Annotated in this window: 14 protein-coding genes and 1 other RNA gene; 10 read left to right on the top strand and 5 right to left on the bottom strand. The window is 37.9% G+C overall.

Translation table 11 applies throughout. From position 1 onward, the window contains the following. Positions 1-17: 17 nt before the first annotated feature. A complete protein-coding gene (locus tag ACO6HM_RS07890) occupies positions 18-1,220 on the top strand; it encodes a cation diffusion facilitator family transporter (protein WP_485390532.1) in 1,203 nt (400 codons plus the stop codon). A gap of 62 nt (positions 1,221-1,282) precedes the next feature. Here the strand turns inward: ACO6HM_RS07890 and hcp are convergent, their stop codons facing one another. Continuing rightward, positions 1,283-3,130: a hydroxylamine reductase gene (hcp, locus tag ACO6HM_RS07885; protein ID WP_485390531.1), complete on the bottom strand. Its 1,848-nt coding sequence runs from the start codon at positions 3,128-3,130 to the stop codon at positions 1,283-1,285. 237 nt (positions 3,131-3,367) lie between these two features. Between hcp and ACO6HM_RS07880 the strand changes: the two genes are divergently transcribed. Next, positions 3,368-4,306: a GTP-binding protein gene (locus ACO6HM_RS07880; protein ID WP_485390530.1), complete on the top strand. Its 939-nt coding sequence runs from the start codon at positions 3,368-3,370 to the stop codon at positions 4,304-4,306. 227 nt (positions 4,307-4,533) lie between these two features. Here the strand turns inward: ACO6HM_RS07880 and ACO6HM_RS07875 are convergent, their stop codons facing one another. The 3 genes from ACO6HM_RS07875 to ACO6HM_RS07865 all read right to left on the bottom strand — a co-directional run bounded on the left by ACO6HM_RS07875 (position 4,534) and on the right by ACO6HM_RS07865 (position 9,947). Beyond that, on the bottom strand, positions 4,534-5,949 hold the full coding sequence (locus tag ACO6HM_RS07875) for an amidophosphoribosyltransferase (protein ID WP_485390529.1): 1,416 nt from the start codon (positions 5,947-5,949) through the stop codon (positions 4,534-4,536). Positions 5,950-6,072: 123 nt separating this feature from the next. Further along, positions 6,073-7,887: an EAL domain-containing protein gene (locus ACO6HM_RS07870; RefSeq protein ID WP_485390528.1), complete on the bottom strand. Its 1,815-nt coding sequence runs from the start codon at positions 7,885-7,887 to the stop codon at positions 6,073-6,075. Between the two features lie 107 nt (positions 7,888-7,994). Then, positions 7,995-9,947, bottom strand: coding sequence for an EAL domain-containing protein (locus tag ACO6HM_RS07865; RefSeq protein ID WP_485390527.1), 1,953 nt, complete (start codon positions 9,945-9,947; stop codon positions 7,995-7,997). 415 nt (positions 9,948-10,362) lie between these two features. On the opposite strand from ACO6HM_RS07865, the gene ACO6HM_RS07860 reads away from it, so the two are divergent. Genes ACO6HM_RS07860 through ACO6HM_RS07840 form a run of 5 tightly spaced genes read left to right on the top strand, consistent with a single transcriptional unit; the run spans position 10,363 to position 16,724 of the window. Further along, positions 10,363-11,385 carry a deoxyguanosinetriphosphate triphosphohydrolase gene (locus ACO6HM_RS07860; protein WP_485390526.1) on the top strand — a complete coding sequence of 341 codons (1,023 nt, stop codon included), beginning with the start codon at positions 10,363-10,365 and terminating at the stop codon, positions 11,383-11,385. Between the two features lie 8 nt (positions 11,386-11,393). After that, positions 11,394-13,163 carry a DNA primase gene (dnaG, locus tag ACO6HM_RS07855; protein ID WP_485390525.1) on the top strand — a complete coding sequence of 590 codons (1,770 nt, stop codon included), beginning with the start codon at positions 11,394-11,396 and terminating at the stop codon, positions 13,161-13,163. A 45-nt stretch (positions 13,164-13,208) separates the two neighbouring features. Then, complete coding sequence (gene rpoD / locus ACO6HM_RS07850; RefSeq protein WP_485390524.1) at positions 13,209-14,327, top strand: RNA polymerase sigma factor RpoD; 1,119 nt, start codon at positions 13,209-13,211, stop codon at positions 14,325-14,327. After that, positions 14,327-15,058, top strand: a complete 732-nt coding sequence (locus ACO6HM_RS07845) for a tRNA (adenine(22)-N(1))-methyltransferase (RefSeq protein ID WP_485390523.1) — start codon at positions 14,327-14,329, stop codon at positions 15,056-15,058. Before rpoD ends, ACO6HM_RS07845 begins: the two co-directional genes overlap by 1 nt. 13 nt (positions 15,059-15,071) lie before the next feature. After that, a complete protein-coding gene (locus ACO6HM_RS07840) occupies positions 15,072-16,724 on the top strand; it encodes a uridine kinase family protein (RefSeq protein ID WP_485390522.1) in 1,653 nt (550 codons plus the stop codon). Between the two features lie 159 nt (positions 16,725-16,883). On the opposite strand, the gene rnpB is transcribed toward ACO6HM_RS07840, so the two are convergent. Then, positions 16,884-17,225: RNase P RNA component class A (rnpB, locus tag ACO6HM_RS07835), an RNA gene on the bottom strand. Positions 17,226-18,174: 949 nt separating this feature from the next. On the opposite strand from rnpB, the gene ACO6HM_RS07830 reads away from it, so the two are divergent. The 3 genes from ACO6HM_RS07830 to ACO6HM_RS07820 form a co-directional block, all read left to right on the top strand. Further along, complete coding sequence (locus ACO6HM_RS07830; RefSeq protein WP_485390521.1) at positions 18,175-18,450, top strand: DUF2089 family protein; 276 nt, start codon at positions 18,175-18,177, stop codon at positions 18,448-18,450. Next, on the top strand, positions 18,440-18,748 hold the full coding sequence (locus tag ACO6HM_RS07825; protein WP_485390520.1) for a hypothetical protein: 309 nt from the start codon (positions 18,440-18,442) through the stop codon (positions 18,746-18,748). The genes ACO6HM_RS07830 and ACO6HM_RS07825 overlap by 11 nt, the downstream gene beginning before the upstream one ends. A gap of 728 nt (positions 18,749-19,476) precedes the next feature. Next, a partial coding sequence (locus tag ACO6HM_RS07820) for a hypothetical protein (protein ID WP_485390519.1) occupies positions 19,477-19,667 on the top strand: 191 nt, incomplete at its 3' end.

The following is a 19,667-nucleotide window of genomic DNA, read 5'->3' as shown; positions in this document are numbered from 1 at the left end:
ATTGTATGGAGGAAAAGATGGAGGAAAATAGAGTTGGTGTTAATAACACAGATACACTTAGCTTAAGTGAGGTAAGAAATAACTCCGAATTCAGAGACAAGAAAATAATCCAGACAAGTATAGTAGGTATCGTTGCAAATGTACTTCTTGCAGTATTTAAGGCAGTTATAGGGCTGATGACTAATTCCATAGCCATAGTACTTGACGCAGTGAACAATGCTTCTGATGTGGCAAGCTCTGTGGTTACTATAATAGGTGCAAAGTTGTCAAAGAAGGAGCCTGACAAGGCACATCCCTTTGGACATGGCAGGGTTGAGTATTTAAGTGCGATGGTAATTGCTGTCATTATCCTATATGCGGGTGTGACCTCTGCAGTCGAATCTGTAAAGAAGATAATTAGCCCTGATGTACCTGAATACTCTACAGTTTCGCTTATAATAGTCGCTGTGGCTGTTGTAGTGAAAATAATCTTAGGACGCTATGTTAAAACGGTTGGAGTTTTAGTGAAATCGGAATCTCTCATCAACTCGGGTACAGATGCAAGTATGGATGCTGCTATTTCTGCGTCGACTCTTGTAGCGGCAGTTTTATATTTAAATTTTAAGATTTCTGTAGAAGCTTATTTGGGTGTAATTATATCTATTTTCATCATAAAAGCCGGTATCGATATGTTGAAAGAAACTCTTTCTCATATACTTGGAGAGGCACCTGACTCTGCACTTGCTTCGAGAATAACTGAAACAGTAATGGAATTTCCTGAGGTAACAGGTACCTATGATTTAGTTTTACATGACTATGGGCCTGATGTTTATCAGGGCTCACTCCATATAGAAATTCCGGATGTATTTACAGCTGATGATATTGACCGTTTGACCAGAAAGATTGCCCTTGAGGTATATGCTAGGCACAATGTAGTTCTAACAGCTATAGGCATATACTCATTGAATTCAAGTGATAAGCGTGCTATACATATAAAAGATACAATTGAAGAACTTGTTTCGATGAATCCTTATATTCTGCAAATGCATGGTTTTTATTTTAATAGGGAAGAAGAATCAGTTCGTTTTGATTTGGTGGTCAGCTTTGATGCAAAAGACAGAAAACAGGTGTTTGAAAATGTTGTAAATAAGATACAGAAGCACTATCCGGAATATAGGATAGAGGCAGTAATGGATACGGAATATAGTGATGTAAGCACGCAAGCTTCAGATATGGACTAATATATTGTAATAAATAAAAACAGGGAGGAAACTAATCTCCCTGTTTTTTCTAAAACTTCTATTTAAGCATTTGCAATTTCATTTAATTTCTCTAAGAGCTCTGATGCGTCGAGACCATGTACAAGGCAGGCATCTTCAAGAGATTCCATCAGAGAAGATGGGCAGCCTATGCAGTGCATACCGGCATCCATAAGGACCTCAGCTGCCTCAGGATAAGCCTGTAAGATATCTCCCATAAGCATATCAGCTGTTATCTTATCACCGCCATTTGAAGACTTTCCAAAGAAAAGCTCTATATCATCCTCAACTGTACCGATTCCTGCTATGCCGAAGTTCTCTACAAGAACTTTTGCCACATTTGGGCTAAGGAAGGCAGGGAGAGTAGGTCCTAAGTGGATATCCTTCACTCCAAGGTAGAGGAGGGCAAGGAGTACAATTACTGCCTTCTGCTCATACCAAGCAATGTTGTATGTGATAGGAAGGTCATTGATGCTTTCTACTCCAAATATTTCCTTAAGCTTAAGTGCTATAACAGCAAGTGAATAAGAATCGTTACACTGTCCGGCATCAAGTACTCTTGGAATACCACCTATATCGCCAAGGTCTAACTTGTTGTACTTATACTTAGCACAGCCTGCTGTAAGGATAACTGCACTCTTTGGAAGAGCCTTAGCAAAGTCGGTATAGTAGTTACGGCTCTTTGCCCTACCATCACAGCCTGCCATTACTACAAAACGTGTGATAGCACCTGACTTAACAGCTGAGATTACCTCACCTGCAAGTGAGAATACCTGACTGTGTGCAAAACCGCCTACAATCTCTCCAGTCTCAATCTCTGTTGGAGGAGGGCATTTCTTAGCCTGCTCTATGATTTCTGAGAAGTCCTTTGTTTCGCCGTATGAACCCGGAATGTGCTTGCAGCCTGGGAAGCCTGCTGCACCTGTGGTGTAAAGTCTGTCTTTATAGCTGTCCTTTGGAGGAACTATACAGTTAGTTGTCATAAGGATAGGTCCGTTAAATGACTCAAACTCCTCCTTCTGCTTCCACCAAGCATTACCGTAGTTACCTACAAGGTTAGTATATTTCTTAAGCTTAGGATAGTAGTGGGCAGGTAACATTTCAGAGTGGGTATACACATCTACTCCTGTGCCCTGTGTCTGCTCAAGGAGCATTTCTATATCTCTGAGGTCGTGGCCTGATACAAGTATGCCAGGATTCTTACCCACTCCGATATTTACCTTGGTTATTTCAGGGTCGCCATAAGCAGTTGTGTTGGCAGTATCAAGAAGAGCCATACCAGACACACCGTACTTACCTGTCTCAAGAGTGAGGGCAACGAGATCATCTACTGTAAGGCTGTCATCAAGTGTTGCAGCAAGTGCGCGCTGTAAGAAAATATCTACTTCTTCGTCATCCTTAAGGAGGGCATTTGCGTGCTTAGAATAAGCAGAAAGTCCCTTAAGACCGTATACAATGAGCTCACGAAGAGAGCGAATGTCCTCATTCTCAGTAGAAAGTACACCTACAGTCTTAGCCTTTTCAGGGAAGGAAGCCTCATCTCCGTTCCAGATAGCAGCAGGAGGAAGACAGACAGTATTCTTAACACTCTTTAAGAGTTCCTCTTTCACATTAAGAGTCTCGATAATCCTTGCTTCAATAGCATCCTTATCAAAGTTTGCATTTGTAATGGTAATGAAAAGGTTAAGTGTAATGAGGTGGTTCACCTCAGAGCTTACAGGTGTTCCCTCTTTTCTAAGTGCAGTAGTAACTGCTGACAATCCCTTAGTTACATAAACAAGAAGATCCTGAATGTTAGCTACTTCAGGAGTCTTGCCACAGACACCGCTTACTGAGCAGCCCTTACCGCCTGCGGTTTCCTGACACTGATAACAAAACATTTTATTCTCCATTTTTACCTCCAAATATTTTTTAGATTTATTGTAGTTACATATATTTCATATGATGTCTTAATTATAGTGATGTGTAGGCAATAAGTATGTTGTTAAAACAACATGATTTTTTTTCTTGACAAATATTTTTTAAGTGATAGCTTATTAATGTAAGAAGATTTAGAAGACGGCAAAAGGTGGTGTTTACCGTTAAGTGGATAATTGAACATATGGTTAATAATACTTACGGAGGGATTTATGATTAAAATAGATTTGGTGACAGGATTTTTGGGCTCGGGGAAGACAACATTTATAAAAAAATACGCAAAGTATTTCCTAGATAAAGGGCTTAGAATAGGAATACTTGAAAATGATTACGGTGCTATCAACATTGACCTGATGTTACTTGGCGATATCATGGGAGATAACTGTGAGCTGGAGATGATAATAGGTGGAGGAGACCAAGAGACACATAAGAGGAGATTTAGGACTAAGCTTATAGCTATGGCGATGAGCGGATATGACAGGATTATAGTAGAGCCATCAGGGATATTTGAGCCTGAAGAGTTCTTTGATCTGCTTTATGAAGAGCCTCTTGATAAATGGTATGAGATAGGCAGTGTAATAACCATAGTGGATGCAAGCTTTGCAGCGGACATATCTGAGGCTTCTGAATATCTCCTTGCCACTCAGCTTGCCTGCACCGGTGCAGTCATCTTTAGCAAGCAGGAGAACTTTAAGTTTGGGAGCAAAGAGGGTACGCTTTCTTATCTAAACAGCCTGCTTGAAAGGATAAAATGTGACAGAAGACTGGATGAGAATGTTGTTATACCTTCAGAAGGAAAGTTTGACAACTGTGACTTTGAGCGGGTTTCTGAGGCAGATTATGTTGTCTCTGATTATGAGAAGGAATTTTATGAAATGGAAGAGTTCAAATCGGTCTTCATTATGAACCGAAAGCTAAATAGGAAGGAGCTTGAAGAAAAAGCAGAGCATCTATTTAAAAATCCTGATAAATTCGGTGCTATCATAAGAATAAAAGGCTTTATAGAAGAAAACGGCAAATACCTATTTATAAATATGACGAAAAATAACGTTGAAATAAGTGATATAGCTAAGGGACAGGACATATTCATTGTCATAGGCAGGAATCTTATTGAATCTGATATTAAAAAGGAATTTGGTGTAGAAGATTAAGCTTTGAGGTACTTTGATTATGGGCATACATGCATATTAAGACAAGAAAGAATCCTGCTTCGCAGGATTCACCGCCTGCGGCGGGTCGCAGCTGCGACATCTACATATCCGCCGCAGTGCGATCCCTCGGAGAGATTTTTATTTGACAGGTAATTTCGTAGAAATTTCCTGTCAAATAAAAATAGGGCTGTTGTATAAGAGATATATCTTATGCAACAGCCCCTATATTATTCCTTACCGTCAAAACAGTAGGTACAGAGATTTTCCTTGCCTATGCCTATTGCTTCTACCATATCGTCAAGCCTGTTAAAGCTAAGGGTGGTAAAACCAAGCTGCTTACGGATTTCATCCACCATGCGTTTATACTTTTCAGAGTCAGGATTGGTATACTCTTCAAGTACTTCGCTGCTTACATTTTCTCCTTCCTCACTTCTTATTACACGTCTTGTAATGAGGTCCATTTCTGAGGTTGAGCGTGAAAAGTTTATGAATTTGCAACCGTACATTATAGGAGGACAGGCAGGTCTTACGTGTACCTCCTTAGCGCCGCTTTTATATAAGAATTCAGTGGTTTCTCTAAGCTGAGTACCTCTAACTATCGAATCATCTATGAGAAGAATCCTGTTGCCATCTATTAGTTCGTGCACCGGGATGAGCTTCATCTTAGCGATTAAGTCACGCTTTGATTGTATGGTAGGCATAAATGAACGTGGCCAGGTAGGAGTGTACTTTATAAAAGGTCTTGAGAAAGGTATGGCTGACTCGTTTGCATAGCCCACAGCATGAGCGGTTCCGGAGTCAGGAACACCTGCAACGATGTCTAGTTTATCTTTTGGGAAGTCATCTCTCTTAGCCATAAGGCTGCCGCACTTATTTCGCATGGCTTCTACAGAAACACCTTCATAACTGGAAGATGGATAGCCAAAGTATACCCACAAGAATGAGCAGACTTTCTTTGTACTTTTTGGATCAACGAGAACTTTTACACCTTCAGGTGTGATTACATCTATTTCACCTGGACCAAGCTCTTTGTAGTGCTCATAGCCCAGATTAAGGTAGGCGAAGCTTTCAAATGAAGCACAAAATCCCTCATCCTTTCTTCCTATTGCAACTGGAGTCCTTCCATATAAGTCTCTGGCACAGTATATGCCAAGAGGAGTGAGGATGAGCATAGTCATGGAGCCTTTTATTTTCTCCCACACGTACTGAATACCGTCAATGAGATTGCCTTTTTGATTGATTAAGGAGGCTACAAGCTCAGTCTGATTAACTACACCACCACTCATTTCGAGAAAGTGTATTCCTCCTTCTTTTATAATCTCGTCTACTAACTCTTCGGTATTATTGATTTTACCCACTGTAACAAGTGAATAAGTACCGTGGTGAGACCTTACTATCAGAGGCTGGGGCTCATAGTCAGATATACAGCCTATGCCGTAATTTCCCTTCATTTCCTGGACATCACGATCAAATTTACTTCTAAAAGGAGAATTCTCAATATTATGAATTGCTCTATCAAAACCGTGTTCTCCAAGAACTGTCATACCTGCCCTACGGGTTCCTAAGTGTGAATGATAATCTGTTCCAAAAAATAAATCGAATACACAGTCATTCTTAAGCGCTGCTGCAAAAAAACCACCCATCTATTTACCCTCCTTATAAATACTAGATAATGATAGTACAACTAATATTATTAGTCAACACATAAAGCCATAAAAGAACTTTAAAATATATATAACCCCTGCTAATGACAGGGGTCATACTTATCATATTTCTACAGGTTTATTGAGCTTGATTACATCAACAAAATCAGTTTTACTTAACGGCTTAGAAAAATAGAAGCCTTGGATATATGTACATCCAAGAGCAATCACATGCTTAGCCATTTCGTTTGTTTCTACACCTTCTGCAACAATGTCAAAGCCAGCGACAAAAGCTGTTTTTATAAAGTTATCAAGTAGAATCATAGATTTTTTGTCACGGCTTATAAATGGCGCCTGTACCAGGGATTTGTCTATCTTAATTAACTTAAGCGGTAAAGACAGTATTCTTGAAAGAGAGGAGTATCCGGTACCAAAATCATCAAGTGAAAAGCTAATATTTTTACTTGATAATGTTTTAATATTGGTATCCACGATATCGGTAAATTCACTGGCAGAGGTTTCAGTTATTTCTAAGTTTATCTGGCTTGAAGCAATGTTATACTTTTTAAGGACTGATAAAATATTGGAAGCGAGGTTACTTTGGAGGCATTCCACCATTGAAATATTTACCTCTACATATTCAAGTCCATAAGCACCAAGATTCTCTGTAGAGAGTAGTTTACATACTTCTTCTATAACAAAAGCGCCTATATCAATGATGACAGAGCTTTTTTCGGCTATAGGTATAAAAACCCCCGGGGATATGTCATTGCCCTCATCATCCTTCATTCTGATAAGTGCCTCAGCTGAGGTGTATTTTTTTTCTTTGACATTATAAATTGGCTGAAAATAAACTTCCAGTCTGTTTTCGTTCAAAGCATTTTTCACCAGTTTTTCAATGCGTTCAATCTCCGTATCACTTTTTAATTGTAATTCCTCAGGTTCAATGGTTAGGATATCATCCTTATTATCATAGAGCTTTAGTGCATCAAAAAGTGTATTCACCATCCTGAGGCTAGAGACATCTTTAGGTGAGCTAAATAAGCAACAGGTGGAGTAAATCGGAAAGCTAAAGAGTGTTGCGTTGGCAAACTTTTCCATTATATGGCACGTTTCCTCATATATAAGTCTTGCTTTTGCTTCATTGCTTTCATCAAGCACAATTATGTATTGACCGTTTGCGAGCTTGAAAGTTAGCAGCTTCTTTGAAAATTGTTTTATATTTTTTAAGAATAGCCCTTCTGCATTAATTACCTTACTTATTTCTAAAGTGCTGGTAATCAAATCTATTTTATGTATGGTTACCGCTATGCACAAAGTTTTGGTTTCAGAAGTAAATCTGGAACCGCACATTGTTATAAAAGCATTTTTATTCATCATTTGGGAATCCTCATAATAATACTCATCAGGATTCTGTGTACCCATAAATACCAAAGTGATGAAGATGGTAAATGTAAACTGTATAAAAGAAGCATAAGGGAAAAAGTATTCAAGCAGTGTACCTGTTATTAGGATAACAATAATTGCAGGAATTATAATCTTGTAGTTTTGTGATAGTGCCTTTTTTCCGCGTAGTAGAAGATGAGTAGATATGACAATATAGTAAGCATCAATGATGTATAAGAGGGGATAAAATCTGCCAAGTTCAAATCTTCCATCTTCTGTAATATAAAATATAAAACTGTCACTATAGTTAATAATCATTAACAAGGCAACAACAACAAGAGGTGTTATAAAAAGCTTTGATATGTTGCTTCCATGGAAATGCTGATTGACAGCTATAGAAGTGTATAATAGCATAAGGCAAAAAGAACTGTACATCATAATATATTTTAGAGAATGCAGACAGTATATGAGTAACGGTTCTACCTTGCCATCAAGTAAAATGGCAAAGAAATCAACTGCCACAAAGGAAGTTACACTAAATATAGTATACATCAAGTTGTCATCTTGATACACTGATATGGAATTTTTTATTTTATATGATAAATAAAGGAATAGTAATATCACTATAGAGCAAACGTCAAACCAGATGCTATATGCCATTACCGTACTCCTCCTTTTATTAAAAATTCAGTTAGTTCTGCTATTTTAAGCGGTTTTGAAAAATAATAACCCTGTAAGTAATCAAAACCAAGCATTAGAGCATATTCCATTGAAGCCTTAGTCTCAATATGCTCAGCCTTAACCTGTAAGTCAAATTTTTTTAAGTAAGTTATTGTACAACTAAGAATCTTATGAGCCAATTCTGAATTAATCGCGGTTCCTGTAAGGAATTTATCTATTGTTACAGCATATATAGGCATGTCTGTCAAAGCAGAAGCGTTAGTATAACCATTGCCATAGTTTTCAAGTATGAACCTAAAGCCTGCTCTTGTCATAGCCTTCATGTTATCTACAATTACGCCGTCAAATTTAATCATAGAGTTTTTAGCAAGCTCAAAACATATAAGCTTAGGAGGAATATCATATTGAGACGCTAGGTTAACAAGCTTTGCTACCTTATTCTTCTTAAGCAAAAAGGAAACAGGCATGACAATTTCAACTGATTTTACTCCGTATGCCATAAGGCGGTTATCCCTAATCATCTTAAACAGCGATTCCAAAATATAGTCATAGAATCCAATAATCAAACCGTATTTTTCTGCAACAGAAATAAGGCTGCGCGAACTGACGTAACCTATTTCAGGTATATACATTGTAAGCTCTGTTTTCACAGAGTCAAATATCTTAAGTGAAGCATTAAATTCAGGCAAAAATGACAGGTAAATAGTGCCATTTTCATAGATACTTTGAATATTTGCTGCTATAAGCCTTTCCCTATCGTTTGCAGTGGTGTCAATGTCTTCAATAGTCAGATAATCCTTGCCCTTGGGAAGAACTGCAGTTGCTTCTGAGAGCATGGCTTTTTGTAGTAAATTCACACTGTCTATATCCTCAGGACAGTTATATAGACATATCCTCTTGGAAAGAATAACCTTGTTAGCAACAGTTATGTCAAAAGAAGATTCGAAGCGATCCAAAATGCTATAGGCAAGTAATTCCGCCATTCGCATATTTACCCAAAAATTTTCTAAAGAAATGCAAAGGGCAAATTTGCCACGTCCAAGGGAGTAGACGCTGGCATTCTTAGACAGGTGTATAAGGTAGGATGAAAGCTCGAGTATAAGCAAGTTAGTGTGCTCAGTACCAAATTCCTTATCCCAGGCATCAATCTTTTCTATAGCGATAGTAACGATTGAAACCGGCTTCTTCATTGACATAGCCACACTGAAGTTCGTAAAAAGCGCATTTTGGTTCTGAAGCCCTGTTACATAGTCAATATAATCCGCAGGACTTTCAACTGTAGTATACATGACAAGGACTAATAATGCCATAAAGAAGTTTTCTACTCCGGAATGTCTGTAAAAGTACTGAATGACAGTACCAAAAAACGGAATGAATGGCAGCAGGATAAAAGCTATTCTTTTGTCACGCCTTATATTTTGCCCATAGGCAATTATTATTGCTAATGTAAAAATGAGGTAGTAAAGTGCAACTAAGTAGAGAAGAATAAGAAATGCTCTTCTCTGATAGCCTAAAACAGGATCAATATAAAATACAGTACTTAAAAATGGATTCAGGCTTATGGTTACTATTGCAATTACCGCCGGTACATTTAGCAATAGTTTGATTAATGTCTCATTTACCTTGATGTTAAGCACTGAACATTCATAAAATGCTGATAAGGTACAGCACAAAATATGTGTATAGAAAAATATCATAGATAAAACATTGAGGATTAGAGTGTAATCCGCAATACTTTTATCACTATAGTAGATGTAGTCTTCAAGTAAAGCCTGTATTAAGGCAGAAAGCGTAGTGATCAAACAACACACATACAGCTTTCTGAATATACCGTTATATGGCAACGTTATTGTATGTCTAAACAATAGCATATAACCAATGGTAAGCTCCAAAATAAAGGCAGCTATTTCAAACCAATAATTATGTACCATTTTTTTCTCCCAGGGGTTTTCATATATATAGATGTGGGTGTCAAAAGTATTTGACACCCATTGATACAGGATTGCTACAGCTGCGCTTTCCGCAATCCTTGCAAAAATATTCGTAATCCGCTCATTTTTTTTGCAAAAAATGGCTACTTACTCATATTTTTTGCGTGTCAAAAGATAATAAATTCTCTTGCAAGCAAGCTTGCATCGAATTTTTATAATTTTGACACTTGTATCATATATACTATTTAGTATATCGTAAGTTTGCATCAATATGTTAAGATATAAGTAGAATTTTTAAAACTAATATTTGACAGCTGTATCATTATAATACATTATTGGAATGAAAGGCTAAAAAAAGGAAATGTCATAGTTTATTTGAATATTAATAGTATGGGCTTTGCAACAGGAGGGATATATGGAAGATAAAAAGTGTATTAGAGAACTCAGGGAAGAGCTTGAAAGAAAGATGCTATGTGAATATGCATCTTTTTCAGATTCATCACTTGGCAGAGATGTGGAGGAAGAGCCTGACGAGATAAGGACTACTTATCAGAGGGACAGAGATAGGATACTGCACTGCAAGGCATTTAGAAGGTTGAAGCATAAGACTCAGGTCTTTCTTGATCCTGAAGGAGACCACTATAGGACAAGGCTTACCCATACTTTGGAGGTTTCACAGATTGCAAGAACCATAGCCAGAGCCCTTATGCTAAATGAAGACCTAACTGAAGCCATAGCCCTGGGACATGACTTAGGTCATACTCCTTTTGGCCACGCAGGAGAGAGGGCTCTAAACAAGATTTCACCTTATGGCTTCCATCATAATGAGCAGAGCGTGAGGGTGGTTGAACTGCTTGAGAAGCACGGACAGGGGCTAAATCTCACAAAAGAAGTTAGAGATGGAATCAAAAACCACAGAAGTGCCTGCAAGCCTTCAACCCTTGAAGGCAAGATTGTAAGGCTTTCTGACAAAATAGCCTATGTAAACCACGATATAGATGATGCACTTAGGGGAGGCATACTGACTGAAAATGACCTCCCAAGCGAGTTTACTGCTGTGGTTGGACATGATGTGGCAAAGAGAATAGACACCATGGTAAAGGATGTAATATTTACCAGTATGGGAAAAAATGAAGTAAAGATGTCTGAGACTGTTGAGGCGGCCATGAGAGGCCTTAGGTCTTTCCTTATGAAGGAAGTCTATTGTAATCCTGCCGCAAAGAGTGAGGAGGTTCAGGCGCAGAGGCTTGTTGAGTATTTATATAAGTATTATCTTGAAAACTATGAAATACTGCCTATAGAGTATAAAAGGCTGGTAGAGGAGAGGGGAGAACCGCTTGAAAAGGTGGTTTGCGACTACATAGCGGGGATGTCAGATGACTATGCCATAAAGACGATTAAAGAAATATTTGTTCCTGTCCGCTGGGGAAAATACTAAGGAGATACATGTTTTATTCAGAAGAGATTGTAGATGAGGTTAGAGAAAAAAATGATATAGTGGATGTCATTTCTCCCTATGTCAGACTTACTAAAAGAGGCTCCAACTACGTAGGCTTGTGTCCGTTTCATAATGAAAAGACGCCTTCTTTTTCGGTGAATACAGGAAGGCAGACCTTTCACTGCTTTGGCTGTGGTGTTGGAGGCAATGCATACAGCTTTGTAATGAAGTATGAGAATTTGACGTTTCCCGAGGCAATAAGGCATTTGGCTGACAGAGCAGGGATTAAGCTTCCTGAAGAAGAGGATAATCCAGAAGCGAGGAAGAGGGCAGATCTAAGGACTAGATTGTTTGAGATATACAAGGAGGCAGCAAAGTTTTATTACTTCCAACTGAGGGGAGAATATGGAAGCCACCCTATGGAATACCTTAAAAACAGAGGGCTTACAGATAAGACTATCAATGACTTTGGTCTTGGCTACTCAGTAAAATCGCCAAATGCATTATACAACTATCTAAAGTCAAAGGGCTATAGTGACGAATTAATGATAAAGGCAGAACTTGTATCCTTCAAAGAGGGCAGGGGGATATTTGATATGTTCTGGAATAGGGTTATCTTCCCTATTATGGATTTAAACAATAAGGTTATTGCCTTCGGAGGAAGAGTGATGGGTGATGGAGAGCCCAAGTACCTTAACTCCAGAGAGACAGACATATTTAATAAGAGAAGGAATCTTTATGGCTTAAACTTTGCTAAGCATAGCAGAGAAGGATATATCTTACTCTGTGAGGGATATATGGATGTGATTGCGCTCCACCAGGCGGGCTTTACCAATGCTGTTGCCTCTCTTGGCACTGCACTTACAGAGGAGCAGGCAAGGCTTATAGCGAGATATGTTAAGGATGTAATTATTACCTACGACAGCGATGGAGCAGGGGTGAAGGCTGCAATCAGGGCGATTCCTATCTTGAAATCCGCAGGAATAAGAACTAAAATACTAAAGCTGACTCCCTATAAGGATCCTGATGAGCTTATAAAGGCAGTGGGAAGAGGGGAGTACGAGGAGAGAATCAAAAATGCTGAAAACAGCTTTAATTTTGAGCTTTCAAACCTTGAGAAGTCCTATGACCTGACAGAGCCTGAAGGGAAGACGGAATTCTTAAACAAGGTTGCTGACAGACTTACCGAGTTTGAAGAAGAGCTTGAAAGAGAGAACTATATAGCAGCTGTTGCTGATAGATATTTTGTATCAAAGGATGCCCTCAAAAGCCTGGTCAATAAAATAGGTGGAGCAAAAGAGATACGGGAAATATATAAAGATGCAGGTGAGAGGATAAAGAAGGCAGACAGGGCTAAGACAGCGGATGAGGGCCTGTTAAAGACGAATAGACTGTTACTTAGCCTCATCTCTGACAAGCCTGAACTATATAGCCGCATTAAAAATATAATATCTGCCGGGGATTTCGCTACCCCTTTATACAAAGACCTGGCGGAGAGAATATTTTCTCAGCTTGAAGAAGGTAAGAAGCCTAACGCAGCCGAGATAATAAGCAGGTATGAGTCAGGTGAAGATCAGTCTTTGGTCACTGCGGTATTTGAGGAGAACTTTGAGGCTGAGCCTGATGAAGCTGAGAGAGATAAGGCATTTAAGGAAATAGTGATTAAGGTTAAAAGAGCCGGACTTGAAGAAGAACTTAAATCAATCGACAGTAAAGACATGAAGAGCTTTATGGAGATTACTAAGAAGCAAAGAGAGCTGGGGAAACTGGACTTTTAGATTAGGCATTTAATATCTTTTTTATGACCTCGGGAGGGTAAACTTATGGATGAAAAGGTGCTGAAAAGTAAGTTGAATGAGCTTGTAAAGGACGCTAAGAAAAAGAAGGGGATACTGGAAGAGGATGATGTAAAGCATTTTTTTGAAGGCTATGATATAAGTAGTGAAGAGCTTGATAAATGCTATAAATACCTTGAAAAACATGGTATTAATGTGCTTATTTTAGATGAACTAAGTGATGAAGAGGATGATCCTCTGTTGACTGACGAGAATAGTGACGATATAGATAGTGATGAAAAATCTGAGTCTCTTGACCTTACTGTCCCCGATGGAATAAGTACTGAAGACCCTGTAAGGATGTATCTAAAGGAAATAGGCAAGGTTCCGCTTTTGTCAATGGAGGATGAGATAGAACTTGCCAAAAAAATGTCTGAGGGTGATGAAGAGGCAAGGCAGAAGTTAACTGAAGCCAACCTAAGGCTTGTAGTTAGTATAGCGAAGCGATATCTCGGAAGAGGGATGCAGTTTCTGGACCTGATTCAGGAAGGAAATATGGGACTTATAAAGGCAGTTGAAAAGTTTGACTATACAAAGGGCTATAAGTTCAGCACCTATGCAACCTGGTGGATAAAACAGTCTATTACAAGGGCCATAGCAGATCAGGCAAGAACTATAAGAATACCTGTACATATGGTTGAAACCATCAATAAGCTGATAAGGACACAGAGGCAGCTTACACAGACTTTGGGCAGGGAGCCGCAGCCGGAAGAAATAGCTAAAGAACTCGCTATGGAGCCTGAAAAGGTAAGGGATATCATGAAGATTGCCCAAGAGCCTGTATCCTTTGAGACACCTATAGGGGAAGAGGAGGACAGCCATATAGGTGACTTTATTCCTGATGACAGCAACATGGCTCCGGTAGAAATGGCTACACATGCCATACTTAAGGAACAGCTTGAAGAGGTACTGGGAAGCCTTACAGATAGAGAGGCAAGAGTCATAAAACTTAGGTTCGGGCTTGAGGATGGGCGTACGAGGACTCTTGAAGAGGTAGGAAAAGAATTTAATGTGACCAGGGAGAGAATAAGGCAGATAGAGTCAAAGGCACTAAGAAAGCTTAGACAGCCTAGCAGAAGCAGAAAATTAAAGGATTATTTGGAATAATGAAGAAAAGAAAAAGAATACCGAAAAGAATGCTTGCTATAGCTAACTTGGTTGACAATTCAAAGGTACTTGCAGATGTGGGCTGTGACCATGCATATATTTCGATAAATCTTCTTGAAAATGGTAAAGCTGAAAGAATAATTGCCTCTGATCTTAGAGAAGGACCGCTTAATATAGCGAAAGACAACATTAAACTTGAAGGCTTTGAGGAAAGGATAGAGACTAGGCTTTGTGCGGGACTTTGCGGCTATGAGGCAGGAGAAGTTGATACCATTCTTATATCGGGCATGGGAGGCAGGTTAGTTAAAGAGATACTTTCAGAGAGTATAGATGTCGTTAGAAGGGCCGATACCCTTATTCTAGAGCCACAGTCAGACCTAAGAGTGGTAAGGGCTTATCTTAAGGATATCGGTTTTGAAATAATTGATGAAGATATGCTAAGTGAAGGTGGAAAATACTATCAGATTATGAAGGCAGTAAAAAGTAAGGAAAGAATGGAAGTCTGTGATGATATAGGAGCTATGGCTGAGAACGAGTTTGGCCCTATTCTTATAAAGAAAAAGCATCCTGTACTACTGGAATTTCTTAAAAAGAGGAAGAATCATTATGAGAGGCTTCTGCAAAATAAGAGCTTTCTTACATCACAAAGTGCCACTAATAATGACAGAATAGCCATAATTGAAAATGAATTAAATATGGTAAAAGAGGCACTAATTAGGATTAATGGATAAAAGGAGACAGAAGATGGTAATTAAAGTTGACGGAAAGTCATTAGAGTACGAAAATGCGGTTAAGCTTTCTGATATTGCAAAGGACGTATATGGAGATGATAATGGGAAATTACTTGCCAAGGTAAACGGTAAGCTAAAGGAACTGTGGAAAAAGGTGTCAGAAGATGCAGAGATTACCTTCTATGATATAAATTCAAGCGATGGTGCGAGAACCTATGAGAGGGGAATGCTATTCCTTTTCATAAAATCTGTTCATGACGTATATGATAAAAGTGAAGTTACAGGCGTGAACTGTGAATATTCTTTAGGTAACGGTATATTTTGTGAGATAATAGGCAATGTAAAGGTAGATGATGAGTTTGTCCTCAAAGTAAGGGAGAGGATGGATGAGCTTGTAAGTGAGGATATCATGTTTGAAAAGCGCACCGTATCTACAAGTGAGGCTATAGACAAGTTCCTTAACAACGATTTATCTGACAAAGAACATTTGTTTAGATACAGAAGAGGCTCAACCACCAATATATACAGACTTGGCAATTATCATGATTATTTTTATGGCTATATGCCGTCTACTACAGGTGCTTTGAAGTCATTTGACTTAAAGACATATGACGGTGGCATTGTTATAGCACTGCCTAATGCAGGAGAAGGGCTTGAAGTAAAGCGCCCATCCTGGAAGCCTCGTGAGCTGCTTTACAAGACTATGAAAGAGGCAAATTCCTGGGGTAAACGCCTTGGGATAGCAAATGTAGGCAATCTTAATGATACCATCTCTGAGGGAAGGATAAATGATGTAATGCTTGTAAACGAGGCATTGCAGGAGGGCAAGATAGGTAAGATTGCTGAGAATATAGCAAAACAGCAGAAGAAGATTGTTATGATAGCAGGACCTTCTTCATCAGGCAAAACTACATTTTCACATAGATTGTCCATAGAGCTTATGGTTCAGGGACTTAAGCCTCATCCTATCGCTGCGGATGATTACTTTAAGGATAGGGAGCATACTCCAAAGGATGAGAACGGAGAATATGACTTTGAATGCCTCGAGGCTATAGATGTAGAGCAGTTTAATAAGGATATGACAGACCTTCTTGCAGGAAAAGAAGTGAAGATGCCTTCTTTTAATTTCAAGACGGGTAAGAGGGAGTATAAGGGAAAGACTCTTAAGCTGGGAGATGAGGATATCCTTGTGATTGAGGGGATTCATGGCTTAAACGATAAGTTTTCCGCATCACTTCCGAAGGAAAGTAAGTTTAAGATATACATAAGTGCACTTACTCAGCTAAACATTGATGACCACAACAGAATCCATACTACTGATTTGAGATTGCTTAGAAGAATGGTAAGAGATGCAAGAACAAGAGGAAGCAGTGCAGAGGATACCCTTGCAAGATGGGCTTCTGTGAGGAGGGGAGAGGAAAAGAACATCTTCCCATTCCAGGAGGGCGCAGATGAGATGTTTGATTCTTCACTTGTTTACGAGCTCGCTGTGTTAAAGCAGTATGCAGAACCTTTACTTTTTGGCATACCTACAGACTCGCCTTATTATTCTGAGGCAAACAGACTGCTTAAGTTTTTGGATTATTTCCTTACTATGCCATCTGACAATGTTCCAAAGAATTCGCTTGTTAAGGAGTTCATAGGAGGAAATTGTTTTCCTGTGTAAGGCATCAATTCAGAGGTATTGCTAAGCATTAAAAACTAAATATGATTTGCAGGAAAAAAGAAGCACCTGACTAAGGGATTATACGAACTTATCCTAAAAGCCGTTAATCTATCTTAGAAAGGGTACTTCTTTTTTGCATATTTTAGATTATTTTATTATTAAGTGAGAAACACTATAAGCCGGGTTATGTATCTGATGATCATCTATCTCGAATTGCCGTCACCGACAATCTCTATCGACCCACCTAAAAGCACGACGGGCAGCCGTATAGCTTTATATTTGGTCTTTCTTCGGATGGGGTTTACACAGCCTCCTTCGTTACCGAAGGAGCGGTGGTCTCTTACACACGCCTTTTCACCCTTATCTGACAAAGTCAGACGGTTATTTTCTGTTGCACTATCCTTGGAGTCACCTCCACCAGACGTTATCTGGCACCCTGCCCTGTGAAGCCCGGACTTTCCTCACCTGCCATAAGGCAGGCGCGACCATCTGTGTTTCTCAAGGGCTTAGTGTAGCATAAAAAATGCATATTGGCAAGGTACTCAAAAAGCCTCGTAGAGATTATAGTAAAATCACTTATATAATCCAGCCAATTTTGATAAGCAGTTATATATAAAACTTATAAGATGGGTGAATTGAAAAAGTTAGTTTCGCATCTCTGCTTCAATATTTATATTCCAGCTGAGACTGTAACTTACTTTTTATAAATTTAAATAATATTTTTGAGTAAATATGTACTTTGTAAAAAAACTATAATCAACCTTACAAGTATAGACTTCTCTTTTTTACCGTATAGCAAACAGGAGCCAAGGATACATTCCAGAATCCGGAATAAGTAACTTCCGCCCCTCCCTTATTGTGGTATGAGAACTCATCTTGTAACCTGAAATACCGGTTTATCTCTTTAGGAGCTTAGGGTTTTGGGTAATTTCAACTAGGGAAATTTTTTTGTATACCTAGGCTCTTTAATATTATTTTGCTACATTGAAACGCAAAATTATTGTAAGTGCTCTTGTTTCCAAACTTCGCTCTAGAATAAGAATTAACGCATGCCTAAAGAAAGATGTAAGTATTTGCTCATAGTTAAAAACTCCTTTGGTTTATAATATATAACCCTACCCTAATGAGTTTTCACGCCATATATGTTTTAGTTAGGTAATCAGTAAAGTCCATAGGTATAAATACATCTTTAGAATTAGTAAAGTCCAGTGAGTTAATCAGGGTATTTGGAATAAGTAAAATCCATACTAGTGCGGACTTTACTTTTTAAAATAACAATGTATGTTTTTACATAACATGTCTTAATTTAATCAAGAATAATTTTATTTATAACTTTAAGAAAATTAAACTTGACTTTAATAAAATTTAATATTATAATATATCTAGACAATAAAAGAAAGGATAATTAAAAACTGAATTGAAGAGCGATGTTTTAGGATGGATTGAAAATTTGGAGAACGACGAAATAGATTTTATTAAAAATTTTGTGATAATGTCTGGCTCACTTAAGGAGCTGGGAAAGATGTATGATGTTTCGTATCCAACAGTTAGATTGAGGCTTGATAGAGTTATCCAAAAAATTAAATTAAATGAAAGTGAAAAAGATGAGCCATATATAAATTTTATTAAAACTTTAGCTATTGATGATAAAATAGATTTCAACATTGCTAAGGTTCTGATTGAGAAATATAAAAGCACTTTGGGAGGTGATAGAGATGAAAGATAGTTTAATTGTGATGACTTTTTGGGTTGTAGTTTTAGTTATGCCATTTGCATTACAGGTTATAATATGCAAAAAGTCACAAGGGAAAATAGGACTTGTTTTACCTGTAATAGCATTTATTGTATCAGTTATTTATACATTGAATGTTGCAAAAATTGGAGAGAATGTAAATTTAGTAGCAGTTGCAACTTTTATTTTGACCAATATTTTTACACTGGTTCTTTATATAATTTACCATGTGTATAGAAAAAGGAATATAAAAAATAAGGAAGTGGAGAAGATGAAACTTAGAGATTTGTAAGTAATATTGACAAATGGATGTTTAAGTATTTGGCAAGTGTCAAATTGGAGCGGAGGTCATGAAGCGTCAGGAACATCTTACCAAGCTAAGTGTTCAGGGAATTTTCATTTTGGTTTAGAATATGAAGGGAATGGACTTGTTATTCAGGATATTTATTGCCGTAATACGATAACCTGTAGTAAAAACGGAGACATATCTAAGAGTGTAAATTGGTAGTGCTTAAAGAAATAACATTTGTATTGTTTTACATATCACTAATTTTGGTGAATTGAAAAAGTAAGTTCCGCATCTGAGCTTCAATATTTATATTCAAGCTCAGACTGGAACTTACTTTTTCTAAATTTAAATAATATTTTTGTGTAAATATGTACTTTGTAATAAAAAAATACTATAATCAACCTTACAAGCATAGATTTCTCTTTTTTACCGCATAGCAAACAGGAGCCGAGGATACATTCCAGAATCTGAAATAAGTAACTACCTCCCCTCCCTCCTAACGCTTGTGCAATCATATTGAAACTAAATTTTTAGCCAGCATAACCTCTATGTCGGAACGCATGTCTAAAGAAAGATGTAAGTATTTGCTCATAGTTAAAAACCCCTTTGGTTGATAATATATAACCCTAACCTAATGAGTTCTCACACCATATATATTTTAAACAGGTAATCAGTAAAGTCCGTAGGTATAAATACAATCTTTATAATTAGGAAAGTCCAGTGAGTTAATCATGGTATTTGGAATAAGTAAAATCCATACCAATGTGGACTTTACTTTTTCAAATAACAATCATAATGATGGAAAGAAAGTCTATCTTGACAAAATACCTCTATATGTTTATAATTATGTTCATAATCATATAGATACTAAACTTCAGATACAAGTTACAAAAATAAGGAGGTATGGTTATGGCCACAAAAA

The organism is Catonella sp., from assembly GCF_057250765.1.
The sequence above is the reverse complement of the archived record's forward strand: the minus strand, read 5'-3'. Positions and strand labels throughout refer to the sequence as shown.

Coding starts and splice junctions, on each gene's coding strand:
- ACO6HM_RS07880 (WP_485390530.1), top strand. CDS start 3,368: ATGATTAAAATAGATTTGGTGACAGGATTTTTGGGCTCGGGGAAGACA.
- ACO6HM_RS07870 (WP_485390528.1), bottom strand. CDS start 7,887: ATGTATACTATATTTAGTGTAACTTCCTTTGTGGCAGTTGATTTCTTT.
- dnaG (WP_485390525.1), top strand. CDS start 11,394: ATGTTTTATTCAGAAGAGATTGTAGATGAGGTTAGAGAAAAAAATGAT.
- ACO6HM_RS07875 (WP_485390529.1), bottom strand. CDS start 5,949: ATGGGTGGTTTTTTTGCAGCAGCGCTTAAGAATGACTGTGTATTCGAT.
- hcp (WP_485390531.1), bottom strand. CDS start 3,130: ATGGAGAATAAAATGTTTTGTTATCAGTGTCAGGAAACCGCAGGCGGT.
- ACO6HM_RS07845 (WP_485390523.1), top strand. CDS start 14,327: ATGAAGAAAAGAAAAAGAATACCGAAAAGAATGCTTGCTATAGCTAAC.
- ACO6HM_RS07860 (WP_485390526.1), top strand. CDS start 10,363: ATGGAAGATAAAAAGTGTATTAGAGAACTCAGGGAAGAGCTTGAAAGA.
- ACO6HM_RS07865 (WP_485390527.1), bottom strand. CDS start 9,947: ATGGTACATAATTATTGGTTTGAAATAGCTGCCTTTATTTTGGAGCTT.
- ACO6HM_RS07840 (WP_485390522.1), top strand. CDS start 15,072: ATGGTAATTAAAGTTGACGGAAAGTCATTAGAGTACGAAAATGCGGTT.
- ACO6HM_RS07825 (WP_485390520.1), top strand. CDS start 18,440: ATGAAAGATAGTTTAATTGTGATGACTTTTTGGGTTGTAGTTTTAGTT.
- ACO6HM_RS07890 (WP_485390532.1), top strand. CDS start 18: ATGGAGGAAAATAGAGTTGGTGTTAATAACACAGATACACTTAGCTTA.
- rpoD (WP_485390524.1), top strand. CDS start 13,209: ATGGATGAAAAGGTGCTGAAAAGTAAGTTGAATGAGCTTGTAAAGGAC.